We start from the raw sequence: 25,705 nt of genomic DNA, 5'->3' as shown, positions 1-25,705 counted from the left end.
GGAAATACCCACCAAACTAATATCTACTAAATTATGTAAAGGAAAAGGCGGCCAATTAAGCCGCCTTTTAGTGTCATGCGTTCACATTAATCTGTAACGATGCGCTAGAGTCTTGGAAATCTTAGGCTTATTTTAAGCCTTTTTTCTCAAGACCTGCATAAATAATCTTCTGCTGCGTGATAGCAACTATGTTACCCACTAACCAGTACAGTACTAGACCTGCTGGGAACCAGAGGAAGAATACGGTAAAGATTACTGGCATCCACTGCATCATTTTCACTTGCATAGGGTCCATAGTCGGTGCAATAGGCTGCATCTTCTGCATCACAAACATAGATACGCCCATCAATAATGGCAGTATGTAGTAAGGATCTTGTACCGATAAATCGTGGATCCACAACATAAATGGTGCGTGACGTAATTCGAAGCTTTCTAACAATACCCAGTACAAGGCAATGAAGATTGGCATCTGTAAAATAATAGGTAAACAGCCACCCATAGGGTTAACTTTTTCTTTCTTATACAGTTCCATCATGGCCTGACCCATCTTTTGACGGTCATCACCAAAGCGTTCTTTCAAGTCAGTCAGTTTAGGTTGCAGGTTACGCATTTTCGCCATTGAGGTGTACTGCGCTTTTGTTAGCGGGAACAGTAAACCACGAACGGTTAAGGTGATCAGAATAATCGCCACACCCCAGTTACCGACAAATGATTGATAGAACATCAATAACCAGTGGATTGGTACGGCTAACCACCATAGGAAGCCGTAATCGACCACTAGGTTTAAGGTATCAGAGATGGCTGACAGTGCTTTTTGATCCTTAGGACCGACATAGAACTGTGAGCTAATTTCTTGGGTCGCACCAGGTGCAATATCATATACCGCACCGCGGAAACCAATATTGGCTAAACCGCCCGCACTGACACTAGAGAAAATAGTGTTGCTGTCGGTAGCCGGTGGGATCCACGCCGAAACGAAGTAATGTTGTAGCATGGCAGCCCAACCACCCAACGTTGCTTGGTTCAGGTTGCTTTTCGCCATGTCATCAAATTTGTATTTCTCATAACGCACATCTTGCGTAGAGAATGCGCCGCCACGATAGGTAGGCATCATCATGCTGCTTTCAGACGGTTTAATCGTTTGTTTAATTTGACCGTACATTTGAACTTGCAGTGGAGCAGCTGAAGTATTGTTGATTTTATAGTCAACATCTACGTTGAACTTACCGCGATGGAATACAAACACTTTAGTGTATGTCACGCCATTATCGCCGACATAAGTTAACGGCACTTCTAAAGTGTCTTGACCTTCGGCTAAGGTATATTCAGTCGCTGCAGTGCTAAATGTGGCACGGCCTTTTGCGCTGCTGTCGATACCATCGCGACCTATAAGGCCGCTCTGGGCGATATAAGTGAAATCTTTCGTTTGCTCAAGCAACACGAAGGGTTGATCTTTATCCTGTTCCATCTTGTGCGAAACTAACGCAGCAAAAACGATGTCACCACCGATTGGATTAATTTGAACATCCAATTGGTCTGTTTTCACAGTAATCAGTTTGCTGGTTGCTGTCACTGCTGCAGGAACACCTGTATCAGCTTCTGGAACATCGGCACTGTGTGAGCTTGCCGCGTTCGCCACTAAGGACGATTCGGTTGCAACGGGTTTAGGAGCTTTGTCTGCTTGCCACTGTTGCCACAGCAAAAAGCTGACAAACAGTAGTCCTATGAGCAATATATTGCGTTGAGATTCCATAGCCTATTTATTACACCTGTCATTTTTAGGGGGGACGGGATCACTACCGCCGGGATGTAAAGGGTGACATTTTAATATGCGTTTCAATGCAAACCAACAACCTTTCGCGGTTCCATGCACTTTTATTGCTTCAATAGCATAGTGAGAGCAGGTGGGATTGAAACGGCATCGAGGGCCCAGTATAGGGCTTATGAATACTTGATAGCCACGAATTAACGTGGTCGCTAGCCATTGTAGCGGCGACTGAGTTTGCGCCATAGCTTTTCTATCAATTTGTTGATTTCAGCGTTTTCCATTTCCATCACGCCATTTCTGACAAGCACAACAATATCAAGATGAGGAATGTCGTGTTGATTTAAGCGAAAACTATCTCTGATCACGCGCTTAATACGGTTACGTTGATTGGCGCGTTTTACATAGCGTTTGGCAACAGTAAGGCCCATACGCGGATGTTGTTCCGTGTTAGGAATAGCGAGCAAGGTAATTTCAGCAGAAGATGCTTTGATGGGATTGGAAAATACAGATTTAAATTGCGCGGGAGTTAACAAACGTAACTCCCGCGAAAAGGTATAGCTAGTCAACTAGTTACCTACTTATTAAGCAGATAAACGAGCGCGACCTTTCGCACGACGACGTGCAAGCACCTTACGGCCGCCTACAGTAGCCATACGAGCGCGGAAGCCGTGAGAACGCTTGCGCTTCAGGTTGCTAGGTTGAAAAGTACGTTTACTCATGATGGCAATCCGTCTTTGTTAATTAGTGAACATATCCTTATCTCTAGGATAGAGGTAAGGGCAAAAAAGAGGCCGAATTGTAATCACAATACTTAGTCACGTCAACAACGAAAGTAAGTAAGTGCTTTATTTCTGCCAGCGTATCCTTAGATCAACCCCCTGAATACACCATAAGATGTGGATAACTCTGTGTACGGACACTACATATAGTAGTGCAGGGGATCTTCGAGCCGATCGAAGGGGCGCCATTATAGATCAATGTGGATCGCTTAATAAAGCAGGATTTGCGGATAGTGTTGAATAAAAGGATCGTTTTGGATCTTTGATGATCGAGGATATCCACATAGAATGATCTCGCTGGGGATAAATATTTTTTAAGGATAGCGATCCTTGAGATCTCGCTATAGAATACACCTCTTTTTTGATGATCTTTTGGGGATAACTAAGTGGCTGTTTCACTTTGGCAACAATGTATCGGACGACTGCAAGATGAGCTTTCTGCTCAGCAGTTCAGTATGTGGATCAGACCGTTACAAGCCGAAATGGATGGAGATACTCTGGTGCTGTATGCGCCCAACCGCTTCGTGCTTGATTGGGTCAGAGATAAGTACATCAATATCATTAATCAGTTCTTTACTGAGCAGATGGGCAGCGATGCACCTAAATTGCGCTTCGATATTGGTAGTCGTCCTTCGGCGAAAAAGCCAAGTGTTCCAGCACCTATAGCGCCAACTCGTGTAGCTAATACCCAAACTAAAGCGACGGTAGGCACGACGTTTAACGTCCAAGCCGAGCCGATGGCGAACGCGAATCACCGCAGTAACATCAATCCAAGCTACCAGTTTGATAACTTCGTAGAAGGTAAGTCGAACCAATTAGGTAAGGCTGCGGCGTTGCAAGTGGCTGAAAATCCAGGTGGTGCTTATAACCCATTATTCTTATATGGCGGAACAGGTCTAGGTAAGACTCACTTGTTGCACGCTGTCGGTAACGGGATCATTAAAAATAATCCGAATGCCAAAGTGGTTTATATGCATTCCGAGCGTTTTGTTCAAGACATGGTGAAAGCGCTACAAAACAATGCGATCGAAGAATTTAAACGTTACTACCGTAGCGTCGATGCCTTGTTTATCGATGATATTCAATTTTTTGCTAATAAAGACAGATCCCAAGAAGAATTTTTTCATACCTTCAACGCCTTGCTTGAGGGGAATCATCAAATTATTTTGACTTCAGATCGTTATCCAAAAGAGATCGACGGTGTTGAAGACAGATTGAAATCGCGTTTTGGTTGGGGTTTAACTGTGGCTATTGAGCCACCAGAGTTAGAAACCCGCGTGGCGATTTTGATGCGTAAAGCCCAAGAGAGCGGCATTAACTTGCCCGATGAAGTGGCCTTCTTTATTGCTAAACGTTTACGTTCAAACGTGCGTGAGCTAGAAGGGGCGTTAAACCGCGTTATCGCCAACGCGAACTTCACGGGTCGACCAATTACCATTGATTTTGTTCGTGAAGCCTTACGTGACCTCTTGGCACTTCAAGAAAAATTAGTCACTATAGACAATATTCAGAAAACCGTAGCTGAATACTACAAGATCAAGATGGCTGATATGTTGTCTAAGCGCCGTTCACGCAGTGTCGCGCGGCCTAGACAAGTGGCAATGGCGTTATCCAAAGAATTAACTAACCAAAGCTTGCCGGAAATTGGTGATGCTTTTGGTGGTAGAGATCACACCACAGTGTTGCATGCCTGTCGTAAGATTGCTCAGCTACGGGAAGAGAGCCACGACATTAAAGAAGATTATGCTAATTTAATTAGAACCTTATCTTCTTAAAACAAGGAATTTGGACACTATGAAATTCTCCATTGATAGGGATGCCCTATTAAAGCCGTTGCAATTGGTGTGTGGTGCGGTAGAAAGACGCCATAATTTGCCCATTTTGTCTAACCTCCTTGTAGAAGTAAGTGGTCACTCACTTAAGCTGACTGGTACAGATTTAGAAGTTGAACTGGTGGGCCAAGCTGTGGTTCACGGTGATATTGAAGAAGGTCGTACTACGGTTCCGGCTAAAAAGCTGCTCGATATTGTTAAATCTTTGCCAGAACAAAGCGAACTGAAAGTCGAACAACAAGATAATAAATGGTTGCTGCGTTCAGGTCGTAGCCGTTTTTCCTTAGCGACCTTGCCCGCAGAAGAATATCCTAACGTTGAAGCCTTCCAAGCTGAGATTGAATTTAGTTTGAAGCAGGGCGTATTGAAGTCGATTATCGACTCAACGCAATTTTCGATGGCTAACCAAGATGTGCGTTATTACCTCAACGGTTTATTGTTTGAAACTGAAGGTAATGTGTTGCGCGCTATTGCGACCGACGGCCACCGTTTAGCGTTAAGCCACCGCACGATTGAAGCACAATTACCTGAAAAACAAGTCATTGTTCCGCGCAAAGGCGTAATGGAAATGGCGCGTTTATTAGAGTCGGACGATCTCGATATTGCGATTGCCATTGGTGATAATGCCATTCGTGCCACTACGGCTAACACTGTATTTACCAGTAAATTAGTTGATGGCCGCTTCCCAGATTATCGCCGTGTATTGCCAAAGGGCGGTGATAAAATAGTGATTGCGAGTCGTAATCACCTGAAGCAAGCGCTGACCCGTGCATCGATTTTATCGAACGAAAAATTCCGTGGTGTGCGTATTCAACTCGAAAATGGTTTGCTCAAGATCACCGCTAACAATCCTGAACAGGAGGAGGCTGAAGAGATCATCGATGTGGAATATAACAACCAAGCCTTAGAAATTGGTTTTAACGTCAGTTATTTGCTCGACGTGCTCAACAACCTAAAGTCCGATGATGTGCGTATTACGCTCATTGATGGTAACTCCAGCGCCTTAATCGAAAACCATTTGGAAGAAGATTCCATGTATGTGGTTATGCCGATGCGCTTATAAACCATCGACTTTTACGTTACCCGTGTCTGTAGCTCAGTCTCCGATAGCTATGCCGCTTAACCGCGGCACAGTGTTTAATACGCAGCATTGGCCATTCCTTCACTCATTTACCGATAGCCTTAGCCTGTGGCAGCGATTGAGTTGCCTGTTAAGTGTTATGAATCCTTGCCTTCGCCGTTTACGCGGCTTAATGAGTAATGCATGAGCCTAACCCGTCTCAATATCGAAGCGTTTCGCAACATTCAGTCCGCACAGTTAATCCCTGCACCTGGGATTAACTTGATTTATGGCCAAAATGGCAGTGGCAAAACCAGTATTCTTGAGGCGATATATTTCCTCGGTATGGGGCGTTCGTTTCGCAGCCATTTATCCCAGCGAGTGATTAATAACGACGACGATAAGTTAACCCTGTTTGCGACCTTAAATTTAGCGCGTGGTGACAGTAAAATCGGTTTACGCCGATTTCGCAGTGGTGAGACTGAAGTAAGAATCGATGGTGAAAAAGTCAAACGTCTGTCGACTTTAGCCGAAACCTTACCTATCCAAGTGATCACGCCTGAAAGCTTTTCGCTGCTGTTTGAAGGCCCAAAATCACGTCGACAATTTATCGATTGGGGCGCATTTCATGCTGACCCACAGTTTTATGGCGCTTGGACGAATGTTCGTCGTGTTCTTAAACAAAGAAATCAATTGCTTAGGAATGGTTCAGCTTATAGCCATATTCAATTTTGGGACCAAGAGTTTGTGCGTTATGCCGAGCAGGTTACTGAAATACGAAACCATTATGTAGACTCGTTAAATGAGCTACTTAAGGGTATAATCGGGGAGTTTTTACCGAGTGTAGATGTGAAGGTTTCATTTACCCGCGGCTGGGATAGTAAAACGGATTTTGCAGAACTACTCGAAAACCAATATTCCAGAGATTTGGCCACAGGTCATACCGTCAGCGGTCCCCATAAAGCTGACCTTAGACTTCGTGTAGGCACTTTGCCGGCGCAGGATGCCCTGTCCCGTGGTCAATTGAAATTATTAGTCTGTGCACTGCGTATTGCACAGGGAAAGTTGCTCAAACAACAAATAGATAAACACAGTATTTATCTTGTGGATGATCTTCCATCCGAGTTGGATGCACAGCATAGGCAGCTATTGCTAAAGCAGTTAGTGGATACAGGTGCACAAGTGTTTGTCACTGCCATTGAGCCTGCAGCAATAGTCGATTCGTTACACACACCTCCCAGTAGGATGTTTCATGTGGAACAGGGACGTGTAACGGTAATTGAATAACCATTGAGAGAATAATATGTCAGAGAATAGTTACGATTCTTCGAGTATTAAGGTCCTTAAGGGCCTTGATGCAGTACGTAAGAGACCTGGGATGTATATTGGTGACACCGACGACGGTACGGGTCTACATCATATGGTGTTCGAAGTAGTCGATAACTCTATCGATGAAGCCTTAGCCGGCCACTGCAGCGATATTACCATTACTATCCATGTCGATGGTTCGGTTTCTGTTAAAGATGACGGCCGTGGTATTCCGGTTTCTATCCATGAGGAAGAAGGCGTATCGGCTGCTGAAGTTATTATGACGGTATTGCATGCCGGCGGTAAGTTCGACGATAACTCTTATAAAGTGTCTGGCGGTCTCCACGGTGTGGGGGTCTCGGTTGTAAACGCTTTATCTAAAAAGCTGCAAATGACTATTCGCCGTGCGGGCAAAGTGTACGAGCAGTTTTATACCCACGGTGTGCCTGATGCGCCAATCAAAGAGATTGGTGATGCGACTAAAACCGGTACTGAAATCCGTTTTTGGCCAAGTGAAGATACCTTCAGCGATGTTGAATTTCACTTTGAAATTCTGGCAAAGCGTGTGCGTGAACTGTCTTTCCTTAACTCAGGCGTGGGTATTCGTCTGGTTGATGAACGCGACAATAAAAATGAATTTTTCAAATACGAAGGCGGTATTAGCGCATTCGTAGATTATTTGAACCGTAATAAAACGCCAGTCAACAAAGATGTATTCCACTTTATGCAAGAGCGTGAAGATGGCATTACCGTTGAAGTGGCTATGCAGTGGAATGACGGTTATCAGGAAAATATTTTCTGTTTTACCAACAACATTCCCCAGCGTGATGGTGGTACTCACTTAGTGGGTTTCCGTAGTGCGTTGACGCGTAACCTCAACAGCTACATGGAAAACGAAGGCTATAACAAGAAAGGCAAAACCAGCGCGACAGGCGATGACGCCCGTGAAGGTTTGACCGCCGTTATCTCTGTTAAAGTGCCAGATCCTAAGTTCAGCTCGCAAACCAAAGACAAACTGGTTTCTAGTGAAGTGAAAACTGCGGTTGAACAAACCATGGGTGAGAAGCTGAACGATTATCTGCTGGAAAACCCAGCCGATGCTAAGTTGATTGTCGGTAAAATTGTCGATGCGGCCCGTGCCCGTGAAGCGGCGCGTAAAGCCCGTGAAATGACCCGTCGTAAAGGCGCGCTCGATTTAGGTGGTTTGCCAGGTAAGCTGGCCGATTGCCAAGAGAAGGACCCTGGTCTTTCCGAAATTTACATAGTGGAAGGTGACTCTGCTGGCGGTAGCGCTAAGCAGGGACGTAACCGTAAGAACCAAGCGATTCTGCCACTGAAAGGTAAAATTCTAAACGTTGAGAAGGCCCGCTTCGATAAGATGTTGTCTTCTCAAGAAGTGGCCACACTGATCACCGCTCTTGGCTGTGGTATTGGTCGTGACGAATACAATCCAGATAAGACGCGTTATCACAACATCATCATCATGACGGATGCTGACGTCGACGGCTCGCACATTCGTACCTTGCTGTTGACCTTCTTCTTCCGTCAAATGCCTGAATTGATTGAACGTGGTTATGTGTATATTGCTCAGCCACCACTATTTAAAGTGAAAAAGGGCAAGCAAGAACAGTATTTGAAAGACGAGCCTGCATTGACTCAATATCTTACGACTCAAGCATTGGATGGCACTATTGTGTACCCAACGCAAGGTGCGATTGGTATGTCAGGCGAGCCGTTAGAGCGTTTAGTGACTCAGTATCGTGAAGTGGAAGCCATTGTTGCCCGTTTAGAGCAACGCTACCCAACGCACATTACTAACCGTATGCTTTACCACCCAATGATCACCAACGAGATGTTGGCCGATGAAGGCAAGATGAAAGAGTGGATCGATGCCTTTATCCATGAGCTGGTGGAAATGGAAAGCAGCGGCGTACTGTATTCTGCTGAGCCGATTCTCGATCCTGAACGTAAAGTGTATTTGCCTAAGATCACTATTCGTAAACACGGTATCGATACTAACTATCTGTTTACTTATGACTTCTTCCAATCAAGTGACTATCAACGCATCGGTAAGTTAGGTGCGGCGTTAGATGGCATGATTGAAGAAGGCGGTTATGTGCAACGCGGTGAACGTGTGAAAGAAGTCGGCAGCTTCCTTGAAGCGCTAGATTGGACGATTTCTGAAGCCAAACGCGGCTTATACATTCAACGTTATAAAGGATTGGGTGAGATGAACCCTGAGCAATTGTGGGAAACTACAATGGATCCTGAATCACGCCGTATGTTGCAAGTCACGATTGATGATGCCGTGGGTGCCGATCAGTTGTTCACTTGTTTGATGGGTGATCAAGTTGAACCTCGTCGTGAGTTCATCGAAGCGAACGCATTGAACGTGGCTAACTTAGACGTTTAATGCGCGTTAAGTGATTAGCAGTACGTAAATGATTAAGGGAAAGCCAAGGCTTTCCCTTTTTTATTTCTATGATTTATCCCTTTATCGTTCAATACCCGCTTCATCCGCTGCAACAATTTCAGTCTCAGCTTTAGCCGCACTCATCCACGCCTGCATTTCCGGACAGCTGATCACATGCTGCATATAGGCACGGCTTGCCTGCGAGACTTCAACACCGTAGGTGATAAAGCGCATGACCACAGGGGCAAACATCATGTCGGCAATCGACCACTCGCCAAATAACCAAGTACCTTCGGCATTTGATGGGGCAAACTCGGCCATTTGTGCTGACCAAATCGCATCAATGCGCTCAATGTCTTTGCGGACTGCATCAGTGAGCTCAACATAACGGCTCGCGCGTATGTTCATTGGTAGAGCGTTACGCACGGCATTAAAGCCAGAATGCATTTCACTGGCTATCGATCTAGCCTTGGCTTTTTGTTTAGGATCTTGCGGCCATGCGCTACCGGCAAGATAGGTGTCGTTGAGGTATTCACAAATTGAGAGTGAATCCCATACCGTGATATCGCCATCGACTAATGTCGGTACTTTTAACGTCGGCGAAATGGCTTTGAGTTGCTGATAAAAGCTGTCGGTATCGAGTTGCAGTAATATTTCGTTGAACTGCACGCCAGATTTCGCGGCCATTAACCAAGCCCGTAGTGACCAGCTAGAGTAGTTTTTATTGCCAATATAAAGATCCATTGTTTGTCCTTGAGTGAAATGCCGAGTGTTTCTGCAAAGCTACTATATGGGCTCATTTCACCTATGACTAATGAATATTTTACCTATTCTATATCTGCTAATACGCGTCATTTCTCTTGAGCTTTCGAATCACTTTTATTGAATTTAAATCACTAACCGCATTGAGATAATTTAACCATATCTTAATTACTTTGCTCAATGGATTCTGTCGAGATAAAGACTAATTGGCGAGATAAATGGATGTGGCAGCGAGTGATTTACCCCGTAAGTACACTGATTTTTATGCTATCAGCGGTGGCAAACGCCGATGAAGCTAATAAGTTATTGAATATGTGTAAGGCCTGCCATGGCGAATCCGGTGTGAGTCGTTTTGAGCATATCCCTAATATCGGATGGCAAAACTCGGATTACCTGTTGAAGCAACTGCGAGCCTTTAAGGCGGAAAATCGCCAAGATCCCACTATGACTAAAGTCGCTCAATTGTTGAGTGAGGCTGATATGCAGCTGATGGCGGATTACTTTTACCTCGGAAAGGATAAATAACATGGATCTTAATCGTCGGGTTTTTATTAAAGGGGCGGTAGCGACGTCTGTGTTATCTGCCTTACCCGTTAAGTGGGTATTTGCTGATCAGCTTCCCGCAGCCGTCACTCCTCTGGATATATCAGCATTAACTTGGACTAAGGCTGAGGATTTACCGAGTTACTTCAACGTGCTAAACACTCATCCACTGAATGCGTTTCCGCCGGAGCATAAACTCGCTCCTGCCGTGACGCCTGCTGATGCCTCATTTATCCGCTGGAATGGCATAGTGCCTGATTTTAAGGCGCTAGATGCTAAGACTTGGACTTTTAATGTGGATGGCGAATCTGTTATTACTCCAAAAACCTACACAATCGATGAACTTAAGCGCCGTTTTAAGCATTACACATTACAGTTACTGATTGAGTGTGGTGGCAATAGTCGTTCAGGCTTCTTTCCTAGCACGAAAGGCAATCAATGGAATAATGCCGGCGTATTTTGCTCCGAGTGGACGGGTGTGTTAGTGAGTGACGTGCTTAAGGATTGCGGTATTAAAGCCGATGCTGTTTATACGGGGCATCACGGTGTTGATCGGCATTTGAGCGGTAAAGGTGAGGCGATTTCACGCGGTGTGCCAATAAAGGCGGCGCTCGAAGAGCTGGGACTCATTGCATGGTCGATGAACGGCGAGGACATTCCTTATCTACATGGATATCCCTTGCGTATTGTGTTTGGTGGACGGCCGGGCTCCGTTTCGCAAAAAGCCGCTACGGGGATCAGTGTGCGCAATAAAGTGCATGATGGACATAAAATGGCTGCGCCAGCGTATCAACTCCCTAAATATCCGATAGCGCCAGGTGAGTCCGTTGATGATAAAGACTATAAAATCATAGAAGAAATGATAGTGAAGTCCTTGATTACCGATCCTCAATCGGGAACAGAATTAGCCGTGGGCCAGAAGATAGCCATCGCAGGCCACGCTTGGGCGGGATTGCGGGAAGTCGTTAAAGTGGAAGTGAGTTATGACTATGGCACCCGCTGGTATACCGCTGAGTTAGAAAAACCTAAAAACGTAGCGGCATGGCAGCAGTGGAAGATTGAATTGCAATTACCGTCGCAGGGCTATTATGAAATCTGGGCCAAAGCGACCGATAGTGAAGGTGATAGTCAGCCAGTCGTACAACCGCAATGGAATCCTAAGGGATATATGTTTAACGGCTGCCACCGTATTGCCGTGAGGGTGGTGTGATGAAATCGCATATCAATCAATTGATAGTGTGCGGGTTGCTTTTCACTGGGGCGACGTTCGCTGCAGAGTATCCCGTGGACCCTCAATCGGGCCTCATTATGGCACCCGGTTGGGAGTTGGTTAATTATCAATGCAATGCCTGTCACACCAGCATGATTGTTACCCAAAATCGCGGTGATAAAGCGTTTTGGAAAGAAACCTTGCAATGGATGGTGGATACTCAAGGCTTATGGGACTTGTCGGATACTTGGGAGCCGACATTGAGCTATCTCAGTACTTATTATGGCCAAGCTGAAATGGATATGACTATCTTTAGGCGTCTGCCCATTGAATCAAGCCAGTTGCCTCCGCCTGTTAAGCCTGCCTTTAAGGAATCTCAATGAAAGCGTTTATCGTCAGTTTGCTTGTCTTGTGCGGCTTATCCACAGCGGTTTATGCAGAAGGTTATCAAGCAGATATTGAACGTGGTCAGCTGCTGGCTACGGCTCAATGTGAGTCATGCCATGGCAATGTGGTGATCACCATGGCTAAACAATTCCCAAACTTGAAGGGACAGAAAATAGCTTATCTCAATAAACAGCTTGTTGATTTTAAAACTGGTTTGCGAGTCGATCCTTTGATGCAGGCGCAAGTCAGCGCGTTAAGCTCTGAGCAATTGCAAGATGTGGCGCTGTTTTATAGCCAGCAAGTTACACCAAACTTAAGTGCGAATTAGCATTATTGTGGGGGGACTATTTGAATGAAGTCGAATGCGGCTTGCTAGGAATGCGGGATGAGTTTTTTGGCCGCTATGATTAAGCTACTCGTTAACCTAGACTGCGTTGTAAGCGATAGAAGTAGTCATGCCATTCCGCTTGTGCCGTTGCCGCTTGTTCATCGTCAACTAATTCGAATTTAACTGTTTGTCCTGGGCGAGTTTGCGCGAGTTTCCACAGATCGGCTTCAATAATCACGGCGATTTGAGGATGACTGCTGGTGGTTTGCGCATCGGCAAGGAGCACGAGTGGTTGCCCTGAAGCGGACACTTGAACCACTCCGGGCGTGACTGTGTGTGATTGTACTGGGAATGGCTTTGCCAAGGTCAAAGTATCACCTTTGAGTATGGCACTCGCACGATCACTTTCAGCAGAAAGTTGCCACTGTGTTTGCCAGAATGTTTGCTGAGATTTCAACGAGAAGGCTTGAGTGTGCTTGGTCGCGAGTGCGCGAATATGCCCATCCCAACTTTTTTGAATTGCACCAACTTGTCTTCTGAGTGGGTGAGCTAAACCTAAGCTCAGGCGATCGCCAGCTTCTAATGCGCGGCCATGAAATCCACCGATACCTGAGGTTAAATCGGTAGCGGCAGAATCCATCACTAGCGGTACTTTAACGCCACCATCAACGGCAATATAAGCACGCATGCCTTTATTTCCCCCTCTAAGGCTGAGTTTTTGTCCTGCCTTAATGGAGTAACGCCAGCCGCAAACTATGGGCTTATTGTCTATACGAGCATCGAAATCGGCACCCGTTAAGGCAATCCAAGCGTCGCGTTTAAACAAAAAAATCGATTGGCCGAAGGTTAATTCCAATACGGGTGTATTGTCTGGGTTTGATAATAGGCGGTTTGCTAAACACAGGGCAGGTCTATCTAAGGCGCCAGCTTGGGTTACACCTAAATGTCGGTATCCCATGCGTCCGAGATCTTGAACTGTAGTGAGTGCACCTGCTTTTATTACCTCGATCATCAAATGTTCCGTCGTTAGCTGGCAAGTATGTCGTGAATGGCTTAAAGGGAGACTAAATACGTATCACTTTATGAAGGCTGGGCATATTGTCAGTTAAATGATGCTGAAATGTAAGTTTTTTGAGGTTTCAAGTTGTAACCAAGATTGTCCTAATAGAGGCTACAATCATGGGATTGCTGGCGTCAGAAATTAATTGAATATGTTACACTTAAGCGAGCCATTAGCATGTCTATAACGTGTTTATGTATCGCTTAAGCTTGATCAAAATGGATTTGAGATGGGCAATATTTAACTGACTTTTTAACAATTATCTATAATGACAGGTTGATGCTTCTTGATTAAATCACTTTTTAATAAGCTCTTTAATATTCGTGATTCGGCGACGGTAGAGAGACCCAAAAGTTTTTCAACGACGGACTTAGGTAAGTCGTTTGAACCTGCGCGAAAGCCAGCTAAACCTCTCGAAGATATTAGCGTGGTATCTGTTGATTTATCTGCTCTCTTTTATAGTTTGTTATTTCCGACACGGGTTAAGGACACTGGCGGCGTAGCCAATAATCTTGAACGTCGAGTCATGGCGGAGATAGAGCAGGCTTTGGCATCACCACAAGTGATCGCCGAGAAAGTGTTAAAGCTACCGTCAAAAGTATTGGAATTAGATCGTAAACTGGCAGATCCACAATTTGATATTAAGGACCTATTAGCGCTCATCGAGCAAGATCCTTTACTGAGTATTGAGGTGCTTAAGTTATGTAATTCCCCTGCATTTAAACGTAGCGATAGGGATATCACCAGTTTGCAGCAGGCTTTGGTACAGCTTGGTCGTGAACAGTTGAGAAAGTTTGTTACCACTTGTCTAGTGCGTGAAATGTTGGATATCAAGCCAATCTATTTCCGTCGTTTTGGGGCTGAAATTTGGCGCCATTCGATGCAGGTTGCTTTTCTTGCCAGTGAGTTAAGCGATGAAGATCAAGATACGGCTTTTTTATTGGGTTTATTACACGATGTCGGCAAGCTGGCCATTTTTAAAATGCTTCTCGATGCATTTGTACAGGCAGAGCCGGGAGAACAGCCTAATTCTGGTTTATTTAGACAAGTGATGACGACGAAATCGTTAACCTTGAGTTCATTGCTTGCTAAGCATTGGCAGTTACCCAATACCTTTGAAACAGAATTAGACAAGCTTGCCAGTGTGAACTCGCGCCCGCAAGCTGGGCTAGCTGCTGTGGTATGGCGGGCGAATGTGATCAGCGAGATTTCTATGCTGCATCAAGCAGGGCAATTGTCCCCTGAGATTCTGGCGAATTTACTGCAGCAAGTTAACTTAGATCAAACACAATTTGATGGCTTACATCAAAAACTACTGCAGTTTTGATTAGGCCATGTAATACGTTTGATATAAGAAATCAGGGCAATAAAAAACGCGCTATTGAGCGCGTTTTTTATAAAGCGATAATTTAAAAACGTTAGTATCGTTATTGCAGTAGTGATATATCCGCGACGTGCAGGAACTGCTCGCGTAGATTATTCAACAATGCTAAACGATTGTTTTTTAAAGCTTCATCATCCGCCATTACCATCACATCTTCGAAGAACTGATCCACGCTTTCACGTAGGCCAGCTAACAAGGTTAAGGCTTGTTGGTAATCGGCATTGGCAAACAAAGGCGCCAACTTCGGCTGTAGCTCGTTCAACTTGGCCGCTAATGCTTGCTCTGCGGCTTCAGTTAACAGACTCGCATTGATCGCTGTCGGTAAAGCACCTTCAACCTTAGCCAGAATGTTGGATACACGCTTGTTCGCTGCCGCAAGGGCGCTAGAAGCTTCTAGGCTTCTAAAGTGTGATACCGCATTGATACGGCTATCAAAATCAGCAGGGCGTGTTGGGCGACGTGCTAGCACGGCTAAGATCACATCAACACCAATACCTTTATCTTGATACCAAGCACGGAAACGAGCCATTAAGAATTCAAGCACTTCCTCTGCTGCGTTTGCGTTGCTTAAGTTAGTACCGTGGAGTTCCTGAGCCTTAGCAATCAGCGTTACTAAATCCAGTGGCAGTTTGTTCTCAACGATAATACGTAGCACGCCAATCGCCGCGCGGCGTAGGGCAAAGGGATCGGCTGCGCCTTTTGGCGCTTGGCCAATACCAAAGATACCGACTAAAGTATCGAGCTTATCTGCTAATGCGACAGCGCAAGATACGCCAGCACTAGGCACTGTATCGCCAGAGAACTTAGGCTTGTATTGCTCTTCCATCGCAACCGCAACGGCTTCGGCTTCACCATCGAGGCGGGCGTAATGCATGCCCATAGTGCCTTGAGTGTCGGTAAACTCCATCACCATATTGGTCATCAAATCGGTTTTAGATAACAAACCTGCACGGGCTGCATCAACCGCATTCGCGCCAGTTTGCGCGGCAATAAAGGCGGCGAGGGCAGAGATACGAGTGACTTTGTCTTTTAATGTACCAAGCTGTTGTTGGAACAGGACGGTTTCTAAGCTAGGTAAACGTGATTCCAGCGTGTGCTTCTTATCGGTATTAAAGAAGAACTCAGCATCAGCCAAACGTGGACGAACGACTTTCTCGTTACCAGAGATAATTTGCGCGGGATCTTTTGATTCTATGTTGGCGACAAAGATGAAGTTTGGCAGTAACTTGCCCGCGTCATCAAAGACTGGGAAGTATTTTTGATCGCCCTTCATGGTGTAGACCAAAGCTTCAGACGGTACGCTTAAGAATTTTTCTTCGAAGCTGGCGGTCAATACCACTGGCCATTCAACTAACGAGGCGACTTCTTCAAGTAGGCTATCTTCGATGTCGGCTGTGCCACCAATCTTAGCGGCGGCTTTTTCGGCATCGGCTTTGATTAATGCTTTACGGCTTTCGTAATCGGCGATGACTTTGCCTTTTTCTTTTAGGTCGGCAAGGTAGTGATCAGCGTGTGCTAATTCAAACTGCTTGAGCCCCATAAAGCGGTGACCGCGAACAGTGCGCGCCGATTTGATACCCAGCAATTCACCTTCAATCAACTCACTGCCTAACAACATAGTTGCTGTGTGCACAGGGCGAATAAATTGGGTTTTATTATTGCCCCAACGCATTGGCTTAGGGATGGGCAATTTATCGAGTGCACGTTGAGCCATGGCAGCGATCAAACTTTTGGTTTCGACGCCTTCAACTTTAGCGTTATGGACTAACCATTCGCCTTTATCTGTAACTAAACGTTCGGCTTGTTCAACAGTAATACCATTACCACGTGCCCAACCTTCGGCGGCTTTAGTCGGTTTGCCTTCAGCATCGAATGCTGAACTCACTGCTGGGCCGCGTTTTTCAACGACTTTGTCAGCTTGTGCAAGGGCAAGTTCAGTGACGTTAATTGCCAGACGACGTGGCGCTGCGTACCAAACGGCTGAGCTGAACGCTAAATCGGCTTTGGTGAGTTCTTCAGTAAAGTTAGCTAAAAAGGATTCAGCCAGTTTACGCAGTGACTTAGGTGGTAATTCTTCCGTGCCTAACTCTATGAGTAAGTTTTCAAAATTCATGTTTTTACCTCTACTTACACATTGGGAAGCCAAGCGCTTCGCGTGCCTGATAATAAGATTCAGCGACCGCTTTCGCCATAGTACGAACGCGTAAGATGTAGCGTTGGCGCTCAGTAACTGAAATGGCATGGCGGGCATCGAGCAGGTTGAAGGCGTGTGAGGCTTTCATCACTTGCTCGTAGGCGGGCAGAGGTAAAGGTTTTTCCAGTGACAATAAATGCTGACACATTTTTTCGCACTGATCGAACAGGGTGAACATAAAGTCCACATCGGCGTGCTCGAAGTTATAGGTCGATTGCTCGACTTCGTTTTGATGAAACACATCGCCATAGGTGATTAGGCCTAGTGGACCATCGGTCCAAACGAGATCATAAACACTATCAACACCTTGGATATACATAGCCAGACGTTCTAGGCCATAGGTGATTTCACCTGTGACTGGGCTGCATTCGATGCCGCCAACCTGTTGGAAGTAAGTAAACTGAGTTACTTCCATACCGTTAAGCCAGACTTCCCAGCCTAAGCCCCAAGCACCTAGTGTTGGTGATTCCCAGTTATCTTCCACAAAGCGGATATCGTGGATTTGAGTATCGATACCCAACGCTTGCAGTGAGCCTAAATACAGCTCTTGAATATTGTCAGGTGAAGGCTTCAACACGACTTGGAATTGGTAGTAGTGCTGCAGACGGTTAGGGTTTTCACCGTAACGACCGTCCGTAGGGCGGCGCGATGGCTGCACATAGGCACTGCTCATAGGTTCTGGCCCTAAAGAACGCAGGAAAGTTTGTGGGTGGAATGTTCCCGCGCCGACTTCCATATCTAGAGGTTGAACGATTGCACAGCCTTGCTGTGCCCAATATTCCTGCAGGGTGAGAATGAAACCCTGAAATGTTTTTACGTCGTGTTTTGTCGTCATGTCTACTTGTCTACTGCCGTCAGCCTGAATAGAAAATGGGTTCGATTATACCTTGTAGATATCTGCTTATGTAGGTTATTTTTTACCTTCTTAATTAAAACAATAAGGTTATATACCATGGAAGAGATCCGTTGTGGCTGGGTAAGTGATGATCCCTTGTATCGTGAGTATCATGACAAAGTGTGGGGGCGGCCAGTTTATGATCCCAAGGAGTTGTTTGCTAAGTTGTGTTTAGATGGTCAACAGGCCGGATTATCTTGGATTACTATCCTGAAGAAGCAACAAAACTATGAACAGGCCTTTGCTAATTTTGAACCAGAAGTGATTGCTGGCTTTGATGAGGCGAAAGTGGAGGAACTTATGTTGAATCCCGGCATAGTGCGTAATCGCTTGAAGGTGAACTCTATCATCAAGAATGCCAAAGGATATTTGGCCTATACTGCCGATGGAAAGGATTTCTCTGCCTTCTTATGGAGCTTTGTAGGTGGTAAGCCCATAGTGAATCAGTTTACAGCCATGTCACAGGTTCCTGCACAAACGCCAGAATCTGAAGCCATGTCAAAAGCCTTAAAGAAACTCGGATTTAATTTCGTCGGCCCAACAATTTGTTATGCCTTTATGCAGGCAGTGGGTATGGTGAATGATCACCTGGTCGAGTGTGTTGCCTATCAGGCCTGTGTTGATTCCTGTACCGTTCAGCATAACCACTATTAACATTAATCGCAGAGCTTGCCGATATTGAAGTAGGGTTGGGGCTTGTGGTAATTGAAGCCTAGAGATAAAAAAGCATGTTCCACGTGGAACATGCTTTTTTATTTTATGAGTGATATCTGGTTAAACCAAATAATTAAAACAGGAAAGCGACTCTCCCATTCTAGCCTTGAGGATAGAGTTTAGATTTTCTCAAAGAAAAATGGCTTACGTTTTTCCTTATCCCCATTAAGCTCATTCATCGTCTCAGCATTAAAAAGCTTGCCGTTGACCATAGTATGAGTGACTTTATCTGTGACGCGTATATCAGCCAATGGATCACCATCAATAACGATTAAGTCTGCGAGCTTACCTTCTTTGATAGAACCGAGTTGCTGTTCCATGCCAAAGGTCGTCGCTGGATTAATGGTGGCCGTTTTCAAAACTTCCATATTGCTCATGCCGCCTTGGGCGAACATCCACATTTCCCAATGTGCCGCTAAACCTTCACGTTGACCGTGAGCGCCTATATTAGGATGAACACCTAACTTATTGAGCTCGTTAGCGACTTTTGCAACATTGAAATGATTGTAGTGGCCATCTGGTGCATGCGGGCGTCGCATGGATCTCGCCTGCAAGATATCGGCGGGGACATACATAGACAGACGTGGATGCGCCCACACATCGGTTTTATCGTACCAGTAGTTTTCGCCTGAAATACCGCCATAGGCAACCACTAAGGTTGGCGTGTAACCGACTTTAGTTTGGCTCCAGAATTGTTTGATATCGTTATAAATCGCCGCGACAGGCAAAGAGTGCTCAACCGTTGTATGGCCATCGGCAACCATGGTTAGGTTATGCTGCAGTAAACTACCACCTTCAGGAACAACCATCATTTCAAGTTCACGAGCGGCGGCAATGACTTGTTGCCTCTGATTACGACGTGGTTGGTTGTAGCTTTTTACGCTAAAGGCCCCGACTTTTTTCAGACGCTCAAGGTGGAATTTGGCATCATCCAGCGAGTCTATGTGTGATGTGTAGCCAGGTGCATTCGCTCCATATAGTATGGTGCCGGTGGAGAATATGCGTGGACCGACGATTTTGCCGGCTTTTTGTTGTTCGGAAGCGGCAAAAATCTCTGTCGTGTCATTCGAGGGATCGTGAATCGTGGTGACACCTAAGGAAAGGCCAGAATATAGCGCCCAGTTCTGTTGTGGCACAATTTCATCATCAGCTTGCGGTCCATGGGCGTGGGCATCGAATAGCCCTGGCATGATGGATTTGCCTTTGATGTCGATGATCTGCGCATCCTTAGGAATCGCGATATTGGCATTACCTACGGCGACAATATGATTGTCTTTAACTATGACCACGCCATCATCTATGACTTGGTCGTCTTCCATCGTAATCACTTTGCCGCCGACGAAGGCGATTGTTCCACGTGGAACATCTGCTTTTTCGGTAAAGCCCAAATTGATAATACTTGGCTGAGTCTTTTCATCTTTATTGAGATATTGAGTATCAACCTTGGCTTGATAAAGTTCTGGGCCAAGCGTCCAATACAGTTGGTTGCTTTTACTGTTCCAACTGATACTTTCACCGGCACGGACACTCAATTGACTTACGGGTAAATTGTTGGCATTGGGGCCAATCTCAACGGTTTCACCGTGTTTAGCAAAAGGTGTCACCCAAACCTTAAAGCGTTCGGCAAAGGCGAGTTGTTCACCATCGGGTGAAACCCTAAATTCTGTCGCATGCTTACTGCTGTAATGAACTCGCTTATCGAAGCCATCTAAGTTGATAGATGATAACTGTGGTGTTTCATCTTCGCTGCTATTCATAAAAAAGACGCGATCGGTATTGGCACCAAATTGAGCTTGGTAGCCATCGGCACTGATCTTGCTATTTTGTTTGCCTTTGATATCGACTTTATAGAGTCCTGGTTCTTGCGACCAAGTTCTAGGTGTGAGATTGCCACCTTGGGTTTTACGATACACCACGAGTTCACCATCGGGTGAAAAGGTGGGCTCAACGTATTTCCCTGGCTCAGATGTTAGCTGCTTAGATTTGCCACCTTTGGCGCTAATGACTTGCACTGTTCCTTGGTCTTGGTCATTCCAAGTGGTGAACACAATATTTTTGCCATCGCGGGACCATTGGGGAAACAGTTCTTCAATCCCATTACTGAGTTCGGTTAAGCGCGACATTTTTCCATCGGGCAATGATTTTAACCAAATCTTCCCCAGTGCTTCGAAGGCGACTTTACTGCCATCGGGAGAAACCTGTGCCATACGCAGCATTTTTACATCGAAAACGTCTTTATCAATGTCTTGCTTAAAGCGTACTGAGGGTTGTACTGCTAACTCAGTTTTTACGCTAAAGGGGATATCTGTGAGTGTTTTGCTAGCAATATTCAGGCGGTTAATCTTTCCTTTAGCCCAGAAGAAAATATCCTTGTTATCTTGAGTCCACGCCATAGTCGGGTAGACGCCGTGGATTGCCCAAGTCTCTTGCATATCACGGTCTAGTTCGCCAAATAATTTAGTGGTTTCACCTGACTTGAGGTCGAGTAGGTAGAGTGATGAGTTAAAGTCATCACGCTTTATATAGGCGAGTTTAGTGCCATCAGGACTCGATGTTGGTCTAATCGCGCCACCAGTTCCTTCTATCAAGATTTCAATATCACCGGTTTGGGTATCATAACGTTTGATTTTGTAGATACCGTTAACTGAGTCCTTTGAGTAATGGAATGTTTTGCCTGGCGTATCATCTTGGCTGAAGTAGATATAGCGACCATCGGGTGAATACGCGGGTTCGCCTAAATCTTTTTGATCATTTGGTCGTTCAGTTAGTTTAACGCCTTCGCCGCCCGCTACGTGGTATAGCCATACTTCGCCCGCACCTAAACTACGGCTGGCGGTAAAATGCTTACGGGCAACAAGATACTGGGAGTCTGGGCTCCAAGCGGGACTGTTTAGCAGCCTGAATGTTTCTTGAGTAACAGTTCGTGGATTACTGCCATCGGCATCCATGATCCAAATGTTGTCGCCGCCATCGGCATCCGAGGTAAAGGCAATATGTTTACCATCTGGGCTATAGACGGGCTGCATCTGCCAAGCAATACCTTGGGCTAATGGCTTAGCTTCACCGCCTGATACTGGGATTTGATAAATGTCGCCGAGTAAGTCGAATACAATATGCTTGCCATCTGGACTAACACTCAGGTTCATCCAAGTGCCTTCATTCACATCAATTTTGACTTGCTCTAAGGGTGCATTCGCTGGAGCGTTAACATTCCATTCGGCCTCCTTAGTTTCTACTGCGTTAACGGCGAGGGTATTCATCCCTAGAGCGAGGGCGATATAAAGCGGGGTCAGTTTAGATTTCAACATGTCACTTCCTGTTATCGTTCTTATGGACTGCTTGAGTGGTATTAATTTTAAGATGAACTTTTGTTAATACTTAGTCTAGTTATCGCATAAATAGGAAAGAAGGAAAACGTAAATACTGTTTCAATTGATGACCGAGGGAATGGAAAAGTAACGGCGATATAGATAAGAAAGCGGGCATAGCAGAAAAAGAACCAAGTCACTTGGTTCTTTTTACTGAGGAGTATGGATATTTTGCTAAGAGTGGCTGAATAGCTGGGAATAAAATTAGCTTGGAATAAGCAGAGTGATCTCATCGCCTAAGTGGATCATGGCATCATTCAATACTCGGCAGGTTACACCACCTCGCCAATCTGGCGTGAGCGCGGCTTCTAAACCGACATGCGCTATTTCCATCTTTTTACAGGGGTCGGTCTCACCTGTGATTTCAAGTCGCAACTCACCGATCTGTAAATGTTTACCCACATCGGCACTGCTGAATACGAGATCATCAACCAGAAGATTTGCTCTACGTGTCGTCCAAGGTAAATCTGCCTCGATGCTATGACAGGCCTGTTGCCACTGAAGTTTAGAAAGCACAGTGACTTGGCGTTTGCCTGGACGACCAAACACATCTTTCTCTACGCCACTGAGTTGGGTGACATTGGCACAGAGAACTTCATTCATTGGGCCGCGCTTTACAGTTTTATAGGCAATCGCCAGCAGTTTTGGCATAGTTTCTCACATCCTTTGTTCATGATTAAGTCGTTAACGGATACGACTTAAAGTCCTTTTTTGATCAAATATTGATATGGCGTTTGTGTGGTTTCACTGGCAATTAAGGTGTGATCCATAAATTCACAAAAGCTTGGAATATCGCGCGTTGTAGCAGGATCATCGGCAATGATCAGCAGAGTCTCGCCAGCAGCCATTTGTCTTACCGTTTTACGCACCATCATTACAGGCTCTGGGCAGCGTAAACCAAGAGCATCGAGTCTATGCTGTGCGGTTGAGAAAGCGTCGTTCATATTACCTCTACTGAACGGTTAAGCAGAATTATCTAATGTTACTCCAGCCCCCATGATAAACCAAGTTGGTGGTTTCAATTTGTGATGTGGTTTCATCTATGTTCTATCAATAGAATGTTAGATATTTAATGTTCCACGTGGAACATTAATGGCGAATGTGGGTTTCAACGTTACTCGACGGCTTTATCAATGCTGCGAGATTGAGTGATTGGATGGACTTCTGCGGTACTATTCTCTGATACTAAGTCATTTGCCGCCGCCATAGTTTGCTGCTGTTTGGACGCACGTTTATAGCTATACATTCGCTGATCGGCTTTATGAATTAAGCTGTTGGCTTCTTCATACTCATATGGGCCAGTATTAATAATGCCAAAGCTTAAGGAAATATTGTTTAAACTGAGTTTTATTTGTTGATTGAAGCGAGTGATGAAATTATCTCGGGCTTGTTCTTCACGGCAGTTAGGCATGATGATACAGAACTCGTCTCCACCATAACGAAAGCAATAATCTTCGGCACGAGTAGTGGCTTTAATTGCTTTGGCGACGGCGCACAGTACTTCATCACCCGATCTGTGGCCTTGGGTATCATTAAATAATTTAAAATCATCTACATCTAAGTAGATGACACATACGGGCTCGGCGCGTCTTTGGGCTGCTCTGAGTATGCGAGTTGCGGTTTCTTGCAAGTGCCTTACATTGAGCAAACCTGTTAAGGGATCGGTTTGCGACAGTTCTTCTAACTGCTGGGTTCGCTCTTTGACTTTGCTTTCCATGCTTTGGGCATATTTTTCGGCTTTATCCTTAGCGTTCTCAATCTCGGAGACTAAGCTGCGAATATATGTATCGAAGACTAGCGTGACATCAAATAGCACTAGTTTATCAATTGCGGCTCGAATACGTTCGCCATGATGTACATCTTCTACTGAGCTGTTGATCACTGCATAGATCAACTCCTTGAGTGTGTGCACCGCAGACAGGTAAAGTTTGGGTTTAACACCAATACGTTTATGCACTAAACCAATCCGCAGGCGATTGTTTACGTATTCAAGGTCATAAACACCATTAAATAAATCGAGTACATATCTTCTCTGTGGTACGCAAGCGGGCAAGGGTGTCTGAGTCTCCGATCAGCAGCGCAATTTCTGATACGCTGGTTTGTAACCCGTAAAAGTCATCGACGATTTTATCTATGTTTTCTTCAATGATGGGCTTAAAGGATTGCAGGGCCTTTACGTCCGCCGCAGTAAAAGAGAAGAGCGCCTTACGAGACTCGATCTCCAGCTCAGTGATCCGCATTTGTTCGAAAAGGGTCTGTTCCGTTTGTAGCATCAGGCATTCCTCTGGTAAAACAACGAATTGCATCCTTGCACTACACTGCCTAGATTTGGCTGATGATTACTTGTCTGTGGTTGACACAATAGCCAGTGATGCCCTTGTAGTTAAGTTGATAACGGACTGATTTTCAAATGAACAGCAGAAGAAATGAGAAATATTAATATTTACGCTGGCAGAATATTTGGCATAAAAAAGCCGGAACGAGTTCCGGCTTTGACCATTATTAGAGTAATGAATTAAACGCGTTCGAACACGGTTGCGATACCTTGGCCTAAACCAATACACATGGTCGCTAAACCTAAGGTTGCGTCTTTGTCTTCCATCAGGTTGATCAACGTCGTAGAGATACGTGCGCCTGAACAGCCCAGTGGGTGACCGAGTGCAATCGCGCCGCCGTTGAGGTTGATTTTGTCATCAACCACATCTGCTAAACCTAAATCTTTCACGCAAGGTAAAGACTGAGCTGCGAATGCTTCGTTAAGTTCAATCACATCTAAATCGGCAACGGTAATACCGGCGCGAGCCAGTGCTTTTTGCGTGGCTGGCACTGGGCCGTAACCCATAATCGCCGCATCACAACCTGCAACCGCCATAGAGCGAATACGGGCACGAATTGGCAAGCCAAGTGCGCGTGCTTTAGATTCTTCCATGATTAACATGGCTGAAGCGCCATCAGACAGTGCAGAAGAAGTACCCGCAGTGACAGTACCGTTAACTGGATCAAATACCGGACGCAGTGCTGCTAGAGATTCCATGGTGGTTTCTGGGCGGATCACTTCGTCTTGCAGTACCTTAATTAAGGCACCGTTAGCATCGTGACCTTCAATACCATAGATTTCCTTGGCAAAGCGGCCTTCAACTGTTGCTGCATAGGCACGTTGGTGTGAACGTACAGCAAACGCATCTTGCTGTTCACGGCTAATACCGTGCAATTTGCCAAGCATTTCAGCGGTTAAACCCATCATGCCAGAGGCTTTGGCCACGTTGTTAGCCAAACCTGGGTGGAAATCCACGCCGTGATTCATTGGCACGTGGCCCATGTGTTCTACGCCACCGATAATAAAGGTGTCGCCCATGCCCGTCATAATCGCACGCGCCGCTTGATGGATAGCATCCATTGACGAACCACATAGGCGGTTAACCGTCACAGCGCCTGCTGTCTTTGGAATGCCCGCTAATAGCGAAGCGTTACGGGCAATATTGAAGCCTTGCTCTAGGGTTTGTTGCACACAACCCCAAATCACGTCTTCAATCAGGTTTGGGTCGAGTTGCGGGTTACGCAGCAACAGCCCTTTCATCAATTCGGCAGACAGAGTTTCTGCACGCACATTACGAAAAACGCCAGCCTTTGAGCGGCCCATCGGAGTACGGATGCAGTCTACGATAACAGCTTGTTTCATGATTAAATTCCTTTCCCGCTA

Annotated in this window: 22 protein-coding genes and 1 pseudogene; 10 read left to right on the top strand and 13 right to left on the bottom strand. The window is 45.5% G+C overall.

Annotated elements, in window-relative coordinates; all coding sequences use genetic code 11:
* Positions 1-127: 127 nt before the first annotated feature.
* Genes yidC through rpmH form a run of 4 tightly spaced genes read right to left on the bottom strand, consistent with a single transcriptional unit; the run spans position 128 to position 2,487 of the window.
* Positions 128-1,753 carry a membrane protein insertase YidC gene (gene yidC / locus AYJ58_RS02845; RefSeq protein WP_106648782.1) on the bottom strand — a complete coding sequence of 542 codons (1,626 nt, stop codon included), beginning with the start codon at positions 1,751-1,753 and terminating at the stop codon, positions 128-130.
* A 3-nt stretch (positions 1,754-1,756) separates the two neighbouring features.
* Positions 1,757-2,011, bottom strand: coding sequence for a membrane protein insertion efficiency factor YidD (yidD, locus tag AYJ58_RS02840; RefSeq protein WP_006083829.1), 255 nt, complete (start codon positions 2,009-2,011; stop codon positions 1,757-1,759).
* Positions 1,978-2,334, bottom strand: a complete 357-nt coding sequence (gene rnpA, locus AYJ58_RS02835; protein ID WP_105250802.1) for a ribonuclease P protein component — start codon at positions 2,332-2,334, stop codon at positions 1,978-1,980. The genes yidD and rnpA overlap by 34 nt, the downstream gene beginning before the upstream one ends.
* A gap of 15 nt (positions 2,335-2,349) precedes the next feature.
* Entirely contained in the window at positions 2,350-2,487 is a 138-nt protein-coding gene (gene rpmH / locus AYJ58_RS02830; protein WP_006083827.1) for a 50S ribosomal protein L34, read from the bottom strand.
* Between the two features lie 446 nt (positions 2,488-2,933).
* Here rpmH and dnaA point away from each other — a divergent pair, with 446 nt between their 5' ends.
* The 4 genes from dnaA to gyrB all read left to right on the top strand — a co-directional run bounded on the left by dnaA (position 2,934) and on the right by gyrB (position 9,160).
* Positions 2,934-4,322, top strand: a complete 1,389-nt coding sequence (gene dnaA, locus AYJ58_RS02825) for a chromosomal replication initiator protein DnaA (protein ID WP_006083826.1) — start codon at positions 2,934-2,936, stop codon at positions 4,320-4,322.
* Positions 4,323-4,341: 19 nt separating this feature from the next.
* Positions 4,342-5,442, top strand: coding sequence for a DNA polymerase III subunit beta (gene dnaN / locus AYJ58_RS02820; RefSeq protein ID WP_106648780.1), 1,101 nt, complete (start codon positions 4,342-4,344; stop codon positions 5,440-5,442).
* A gap of 201 nt (positions 5,443-5,643) precedes the next feature.
* Positions 5,644-6,726, top strand: coding sequence for a DNA replication/repair protein RecF (gene recF / locus AYJ58_RS02815; RefSeq protein WP_106648778.1), 1,083 nt, complete (start codon positions 5,644-5,646; stop codon positions 6,724-6,726).
* A gap of 16 nt (positions 6,727-6,742) precedes the next feature.
* On the top strand, positions 6,743-9,160 hold the full coding sequence (gene gyrB, locus AYJ58_RS02810; protein ID WP_006084772.1) for a DNA topoisomerase (ATP-hydrolyzing) subunit B: 2,418 nt from the start codon (positions 6,743-6,745) through the stop codon (positions 9,158-9,160).
* A gap of 81 nt (positions 9,161-9,241) precedes the next feature.
* Here gyrB and AYJ58_RS02805 read toward each other — a convergent pair whose 3' ends face one another.
* On the bottom strand, positions 9,242-9,904 hold the full coding sequence (locus AYJ58_RS02805; protein WP_106648776.1) for a glutathione S-transferase family protein: 663 nt from the start codon (positions 9,902-9,904) through the stop codon (positions 9,242-9,244).
* Positions 9,905-10,144: 240 nt separating this feature from the next.
* Here AYJ58_RS02805 and AYJ58_RS02800 point away from each other — a divergent pair, with 240 nt between their 5' ends.
* The 4 genes from AYJ58_RS02800 to AYJ58_RS02785 are packed head-to-tail and all read left to right on the top strand — an operon-like array spanning position 10,145 to position 12,390.
* A complete protein-coding gene (locus tag AYJ58_RS02800; RefSeq protein WP_106648774.1) occupies positions 10,145-10,447 on the top strand; it encodes a c-type cytochrome in 303 nt (100 codons plus the stop codon).
* A gap of 1 nt (position 10,448) precedes the next feature.
* Positions 10,449-11,675, top strand: coding sequence for a sulfite oxidase (locus AYJ58_RS02795; RefSeq protein WP_106648772.1), 1,227 nt, complete (start codon positions 10,449-10,451; stop codon positions 11,673-11,675).
* Positions 11,675-12,058: a cytochrome C gene (locus tag AYJ58_RS02790; RefSeq protein ID WP_106648770.1), complete on the top strand. Its 384-nt coding sequence runs from the start codon at positions 11,675-11,677 to the stop codon at positions 12,056-12,058. Before AYJ58_RS02795 ends, AYJ58_RS02790 begins: the two co-directional genes overlap by 1 nt.
* Positions 12,055-12,390: a c-type cytochrome gene (locus tag AYJ58_RS02785; protein ID WP_106648768.1), complete on the top strand. Its 336-nt coding sequence runs from the start codon at positions 12,055-12,057 to the stop codon at positions 12,388-12,390. The genes AYJ58_RS02790 and AYJ58_RS02785 overlap by 4 nt, the downstream gene beginning before the upstream one ends.
* A 91-nt stretch (positions 12,391-12,481) precedes the next feature.
* On the opposite strand, the gene AYJ58_RS02780 is transcribed toward AYJ58_RS02785, so the two are convergent.
* Positions 12,482-13,402 carry a biotin-dependent carboxyltransferase family protein gene (locus AYJ58_RS02780; RefSeq protein ID WP_106648766.1) on the bottom strand — a complete coding sequence of 307 codons (921 nt, stop codon included), beginning with the start codon at positions 13,400-13,402 and terminating at the stop codon, positions 12,482-12,484.
* Between the two features lie 334 nt (positions 13,403-13,736).
* Here AYJ58_RS02780 and AYJ58_RS02775 point away from each other — a divergent pair, with 334 nt between their 5' ends.
* Positions 13,737-14,777 carry an HDOD domain-containing protein gene (locus AYJ58_RS02775; RefSeq protein WP_106648765.1) on the top strand — a complete coding sequence of 347 codons (1,041 nt, stop codon included), beginning with the start codon at positions 13,737-13,739 and terminating at the stop codon, positions 14,775-14,777.
* A 100-nt stretch (positions 14,778-14,877) separates the two neighbouring features.
* Here AYJ58_RS02775 and glyS read toward each other — a convergent pair whose 3' ends face one another.
* Positions 14,878-16,947: a glycine--tRNA ligase subunit beta gene (gene glyS / locus AYJ58_RS02770; RefSeq protein WP_106648763.1), complete on the bottom strand. Its 2,070-nt coding sequence runs from the start codon at positions 16,945-16,947 to the stop codon at positions 14,878-14,880.
* Between the two features lie 10 nt (positions 16,948-16,957).
* Positions 16,958-17,863 carry a glycine--tRNA ligase subunit alpha gene (gene glyQ, locus AYJ58_RS02765; protein ID WP_006084781.1) on the bottom strand — a complete coding sequence of 302 codons (906 nt, stop codon included), beginning with the start codon at positions 17,861-17,863 and terminating at the stop codon, positions 16,958-16,960.
* Between the two features lie 117 nt (positions 17,864-17,980).
* Here glyQ and AYJ58_RS02760 point away from each other — a divergent pair, with 117 nt between their 5' ends.
* Positions 17,981-18,577, top strand: a complete 597-nt coding sequence (locus tag AYJ58_RS02760) for a DNA-3-methyladenine glycosylase I (protein WP_106648761.1) — start codon at positions 17,981-17,983, stop codon at positions 18,575-18,577.
* A 179-nt stretch (positions 18,578-18,756) separates the two neighbouring features.
* Here the strand turns inward: AYJ58_RS02760 and AYJ58_RS02755 are convergent, their stop codons facing one another.
* From AYJ58_RS02755 to fadA, 5 genes and pseudogenes are all read right to left on the bottom strand, one after another.
* Positions 18,757-21,945 (bottom strand): amidohydrolase family protein, encoded by a 3,189-nt coding sequence (locus AYJ58_RS02755; RefSeq protein WP_106648760.1) that lies wholly within the window; start codon positions 21,943-21,945, stop codon positions 18,757-18,759.
* Positions 21,946-22,209: 264 nt separating this feature from the next.
* Positions 22,210-22,656 (bottom strand): MOSC domain-containing protein, encoded by a 447-nt coding sequence (locus AYJ58_RS02750; protein ID WP_106648758.1) that lies wholly within the window; start codon positions 22,654-22,656, stop codon positions 22,210-22,212.
* A gap of 47 nt (positions 22,657-22,703) precedes the next feature.
* Positions 22,704-22,949, bottom strand: coding sequence for a sulfurtransferase TusA (tusA, locus tag AYJ58_RS02745; protein WP_006083810.1), 246 nt, complete (start codon positions 22,947-22,949; stop codon positions 22,704-22,706).
* A 170-nt stretch (positions 22,950-23,119) separates the two neighbouring features.
* Positions 23,120-24,278, bottom strand: a pseudogene (locus AYJ58_RS22180) (diguanylate cyclase domain-containing protein).
* 242 nt (positions 24,279-24,520) lie between these two features.
* Positions 24,521-25,684 (bottom strand): acetyl-CoA C-acyltransferase FadA, encoded by a 1,164-nt coding sequence (gene fadA / locus AYJ58_RS02735; protein WP_106648757.1) that lies wholly within the window; start codon positions 25,682-25,684, stop codon positions 24,521-24,523.
* Between the last annotated feature and the right edge of the window lie 21 nt (positions 25,685-25,705).

It is taken from the genome of Shewanella sp. Pdp11, from assembly GCF_002838165.1.
Classification (GTDB): Bacteria; Pseudomonadota; Gammaproteobacteria; order Enterobacterales; family Shewanellaceae; genus Shewanella; species Shewanella hafniensis.
This window is presented reverse-complemented; position numbering and strand designations above follow the sequence as displayed.

Coding starts and splice junctions, on each gene's coding strand:
- rpmH (WP_006083827.1), bottom strand. CDS start 2,487: ATGAGTAAACGTACTTTTCAACCTAGCAACCTGAAGCGCAAGCGTTCT.
- gyrB (WP_006084772.1), top strand. CDS start 6,743: ATGTCAGAGAATAGTTACGATTCTTCGAGTATTAAGGTCCTTAAGGGC.
- tusA (WP_006083810.1), bottom strand. CDS start 22,949: ATGAACGACGCTTTCTCAACCGCACAGCATAGACTCGATGCTCTTGGT.
- glyQ (WP_006084781.1), bottom strand. CDS start 17,863: ATGACGACAAAACACGACGTAAAAACATTTCAGGGTTTCATTCTCACC.
- AYJ58_RS02805 (WP_106648776.1), bottom strand. CDS start 9,904: ATGGATCTTTATATTGGCAATAAAAACTACTCTAGCTGGTCACTACGG.
- recF (WP_106648778.1), top strand. CDS start 5,644: ATGAGCCTAACCCGTCTCAATATCGAAGCGTTTCGCAACATTCAGTCC.
- AYJ58_RS02760 (WP_106648761.1), top strand. CDS start 17,981: ATGGAAGAGATCCGTTGTGGCTGGGTAAGTGATGATCCCTTGTATCGT.
- AYJ58_RS02755 (WP_106648760.1), bottom strand. CDS start 21,945: ATGTTGAAATCTAAACTGACCCCGCTTTATATCGCCCTCGCTCTAGGG.
- AYJ58_RS02780 (WP_106648766.1), bottom strand. CDS start 13,402: ATGATCGAGGTAATAAAAGCAGGTGCACTCACTACAGTTCAAGATCTC.
- yidD (WP_006083829.1), bottom strand. CDS start 2,011: ATGGCGCAAACTCAGTCGCCGCTACAATGGCTAGCGACCACGTTAATT.
- AYJ58_RS02750 (WP_106648758.1), bottom strand. CDS start 22,656: ATGCCAAAACTGCTGGCGATTGCCTATAAAACTGTAAAGCGCGGCCCA.
- fadA (WP_106648757.1), bottom strand. CDS start 25,684: ATGAAACAAGCTGTTATCGTAGACTGCATCCGTACTCCGATGGGCCGC.
- glyS (WP_106648763.1), bottom strand. CDS start 16,947: ATGAATTTTGAAAACTTACTCATAGAGTTAGGCACGGAAGAATTACCA.
- AYJ58_RS02790 (WP_106648770.1), top strand. CDS start 11,675: ATGAAATCGCATATCAATCAATTGATAGTGTGCGGGTTGCTTTTCACT.
- yidC (WP_106648782.1), bottom strand. CDS start 1,753: ATGGAATCTCAACGCAATATATTGCTCATAGGACTACTGTTTGTCAGC.
- AYJ58_RS02795 (WP_106648772.1), top strand. CDS start 10,449: ATGGATCTTAATCGTCGGGTTTTTATTAAAGGGGCGGTAGCGACGTCT.
- AYJ58_RS02785 (WP_106648768.1), top strand. CDS start 12,055: ATGAAAGCGTTTATCGTCAGTTTGCTTGTCTTGTGCGGCTTATCCACA.
- dnaN (WP_106648780.1), top strand. CDS start 4,342: ATGAAATTCTCCATTGATAGGGATGCCCTATTAAAGCCGTTGCAATTG.
- AYJ58_RS02800 (WP_106648774.1), top strand. CDS start 10,145: ATGTGGCAGCGAGTGATTTACCCCGTAAGTACACTGATTTTTATGCTA.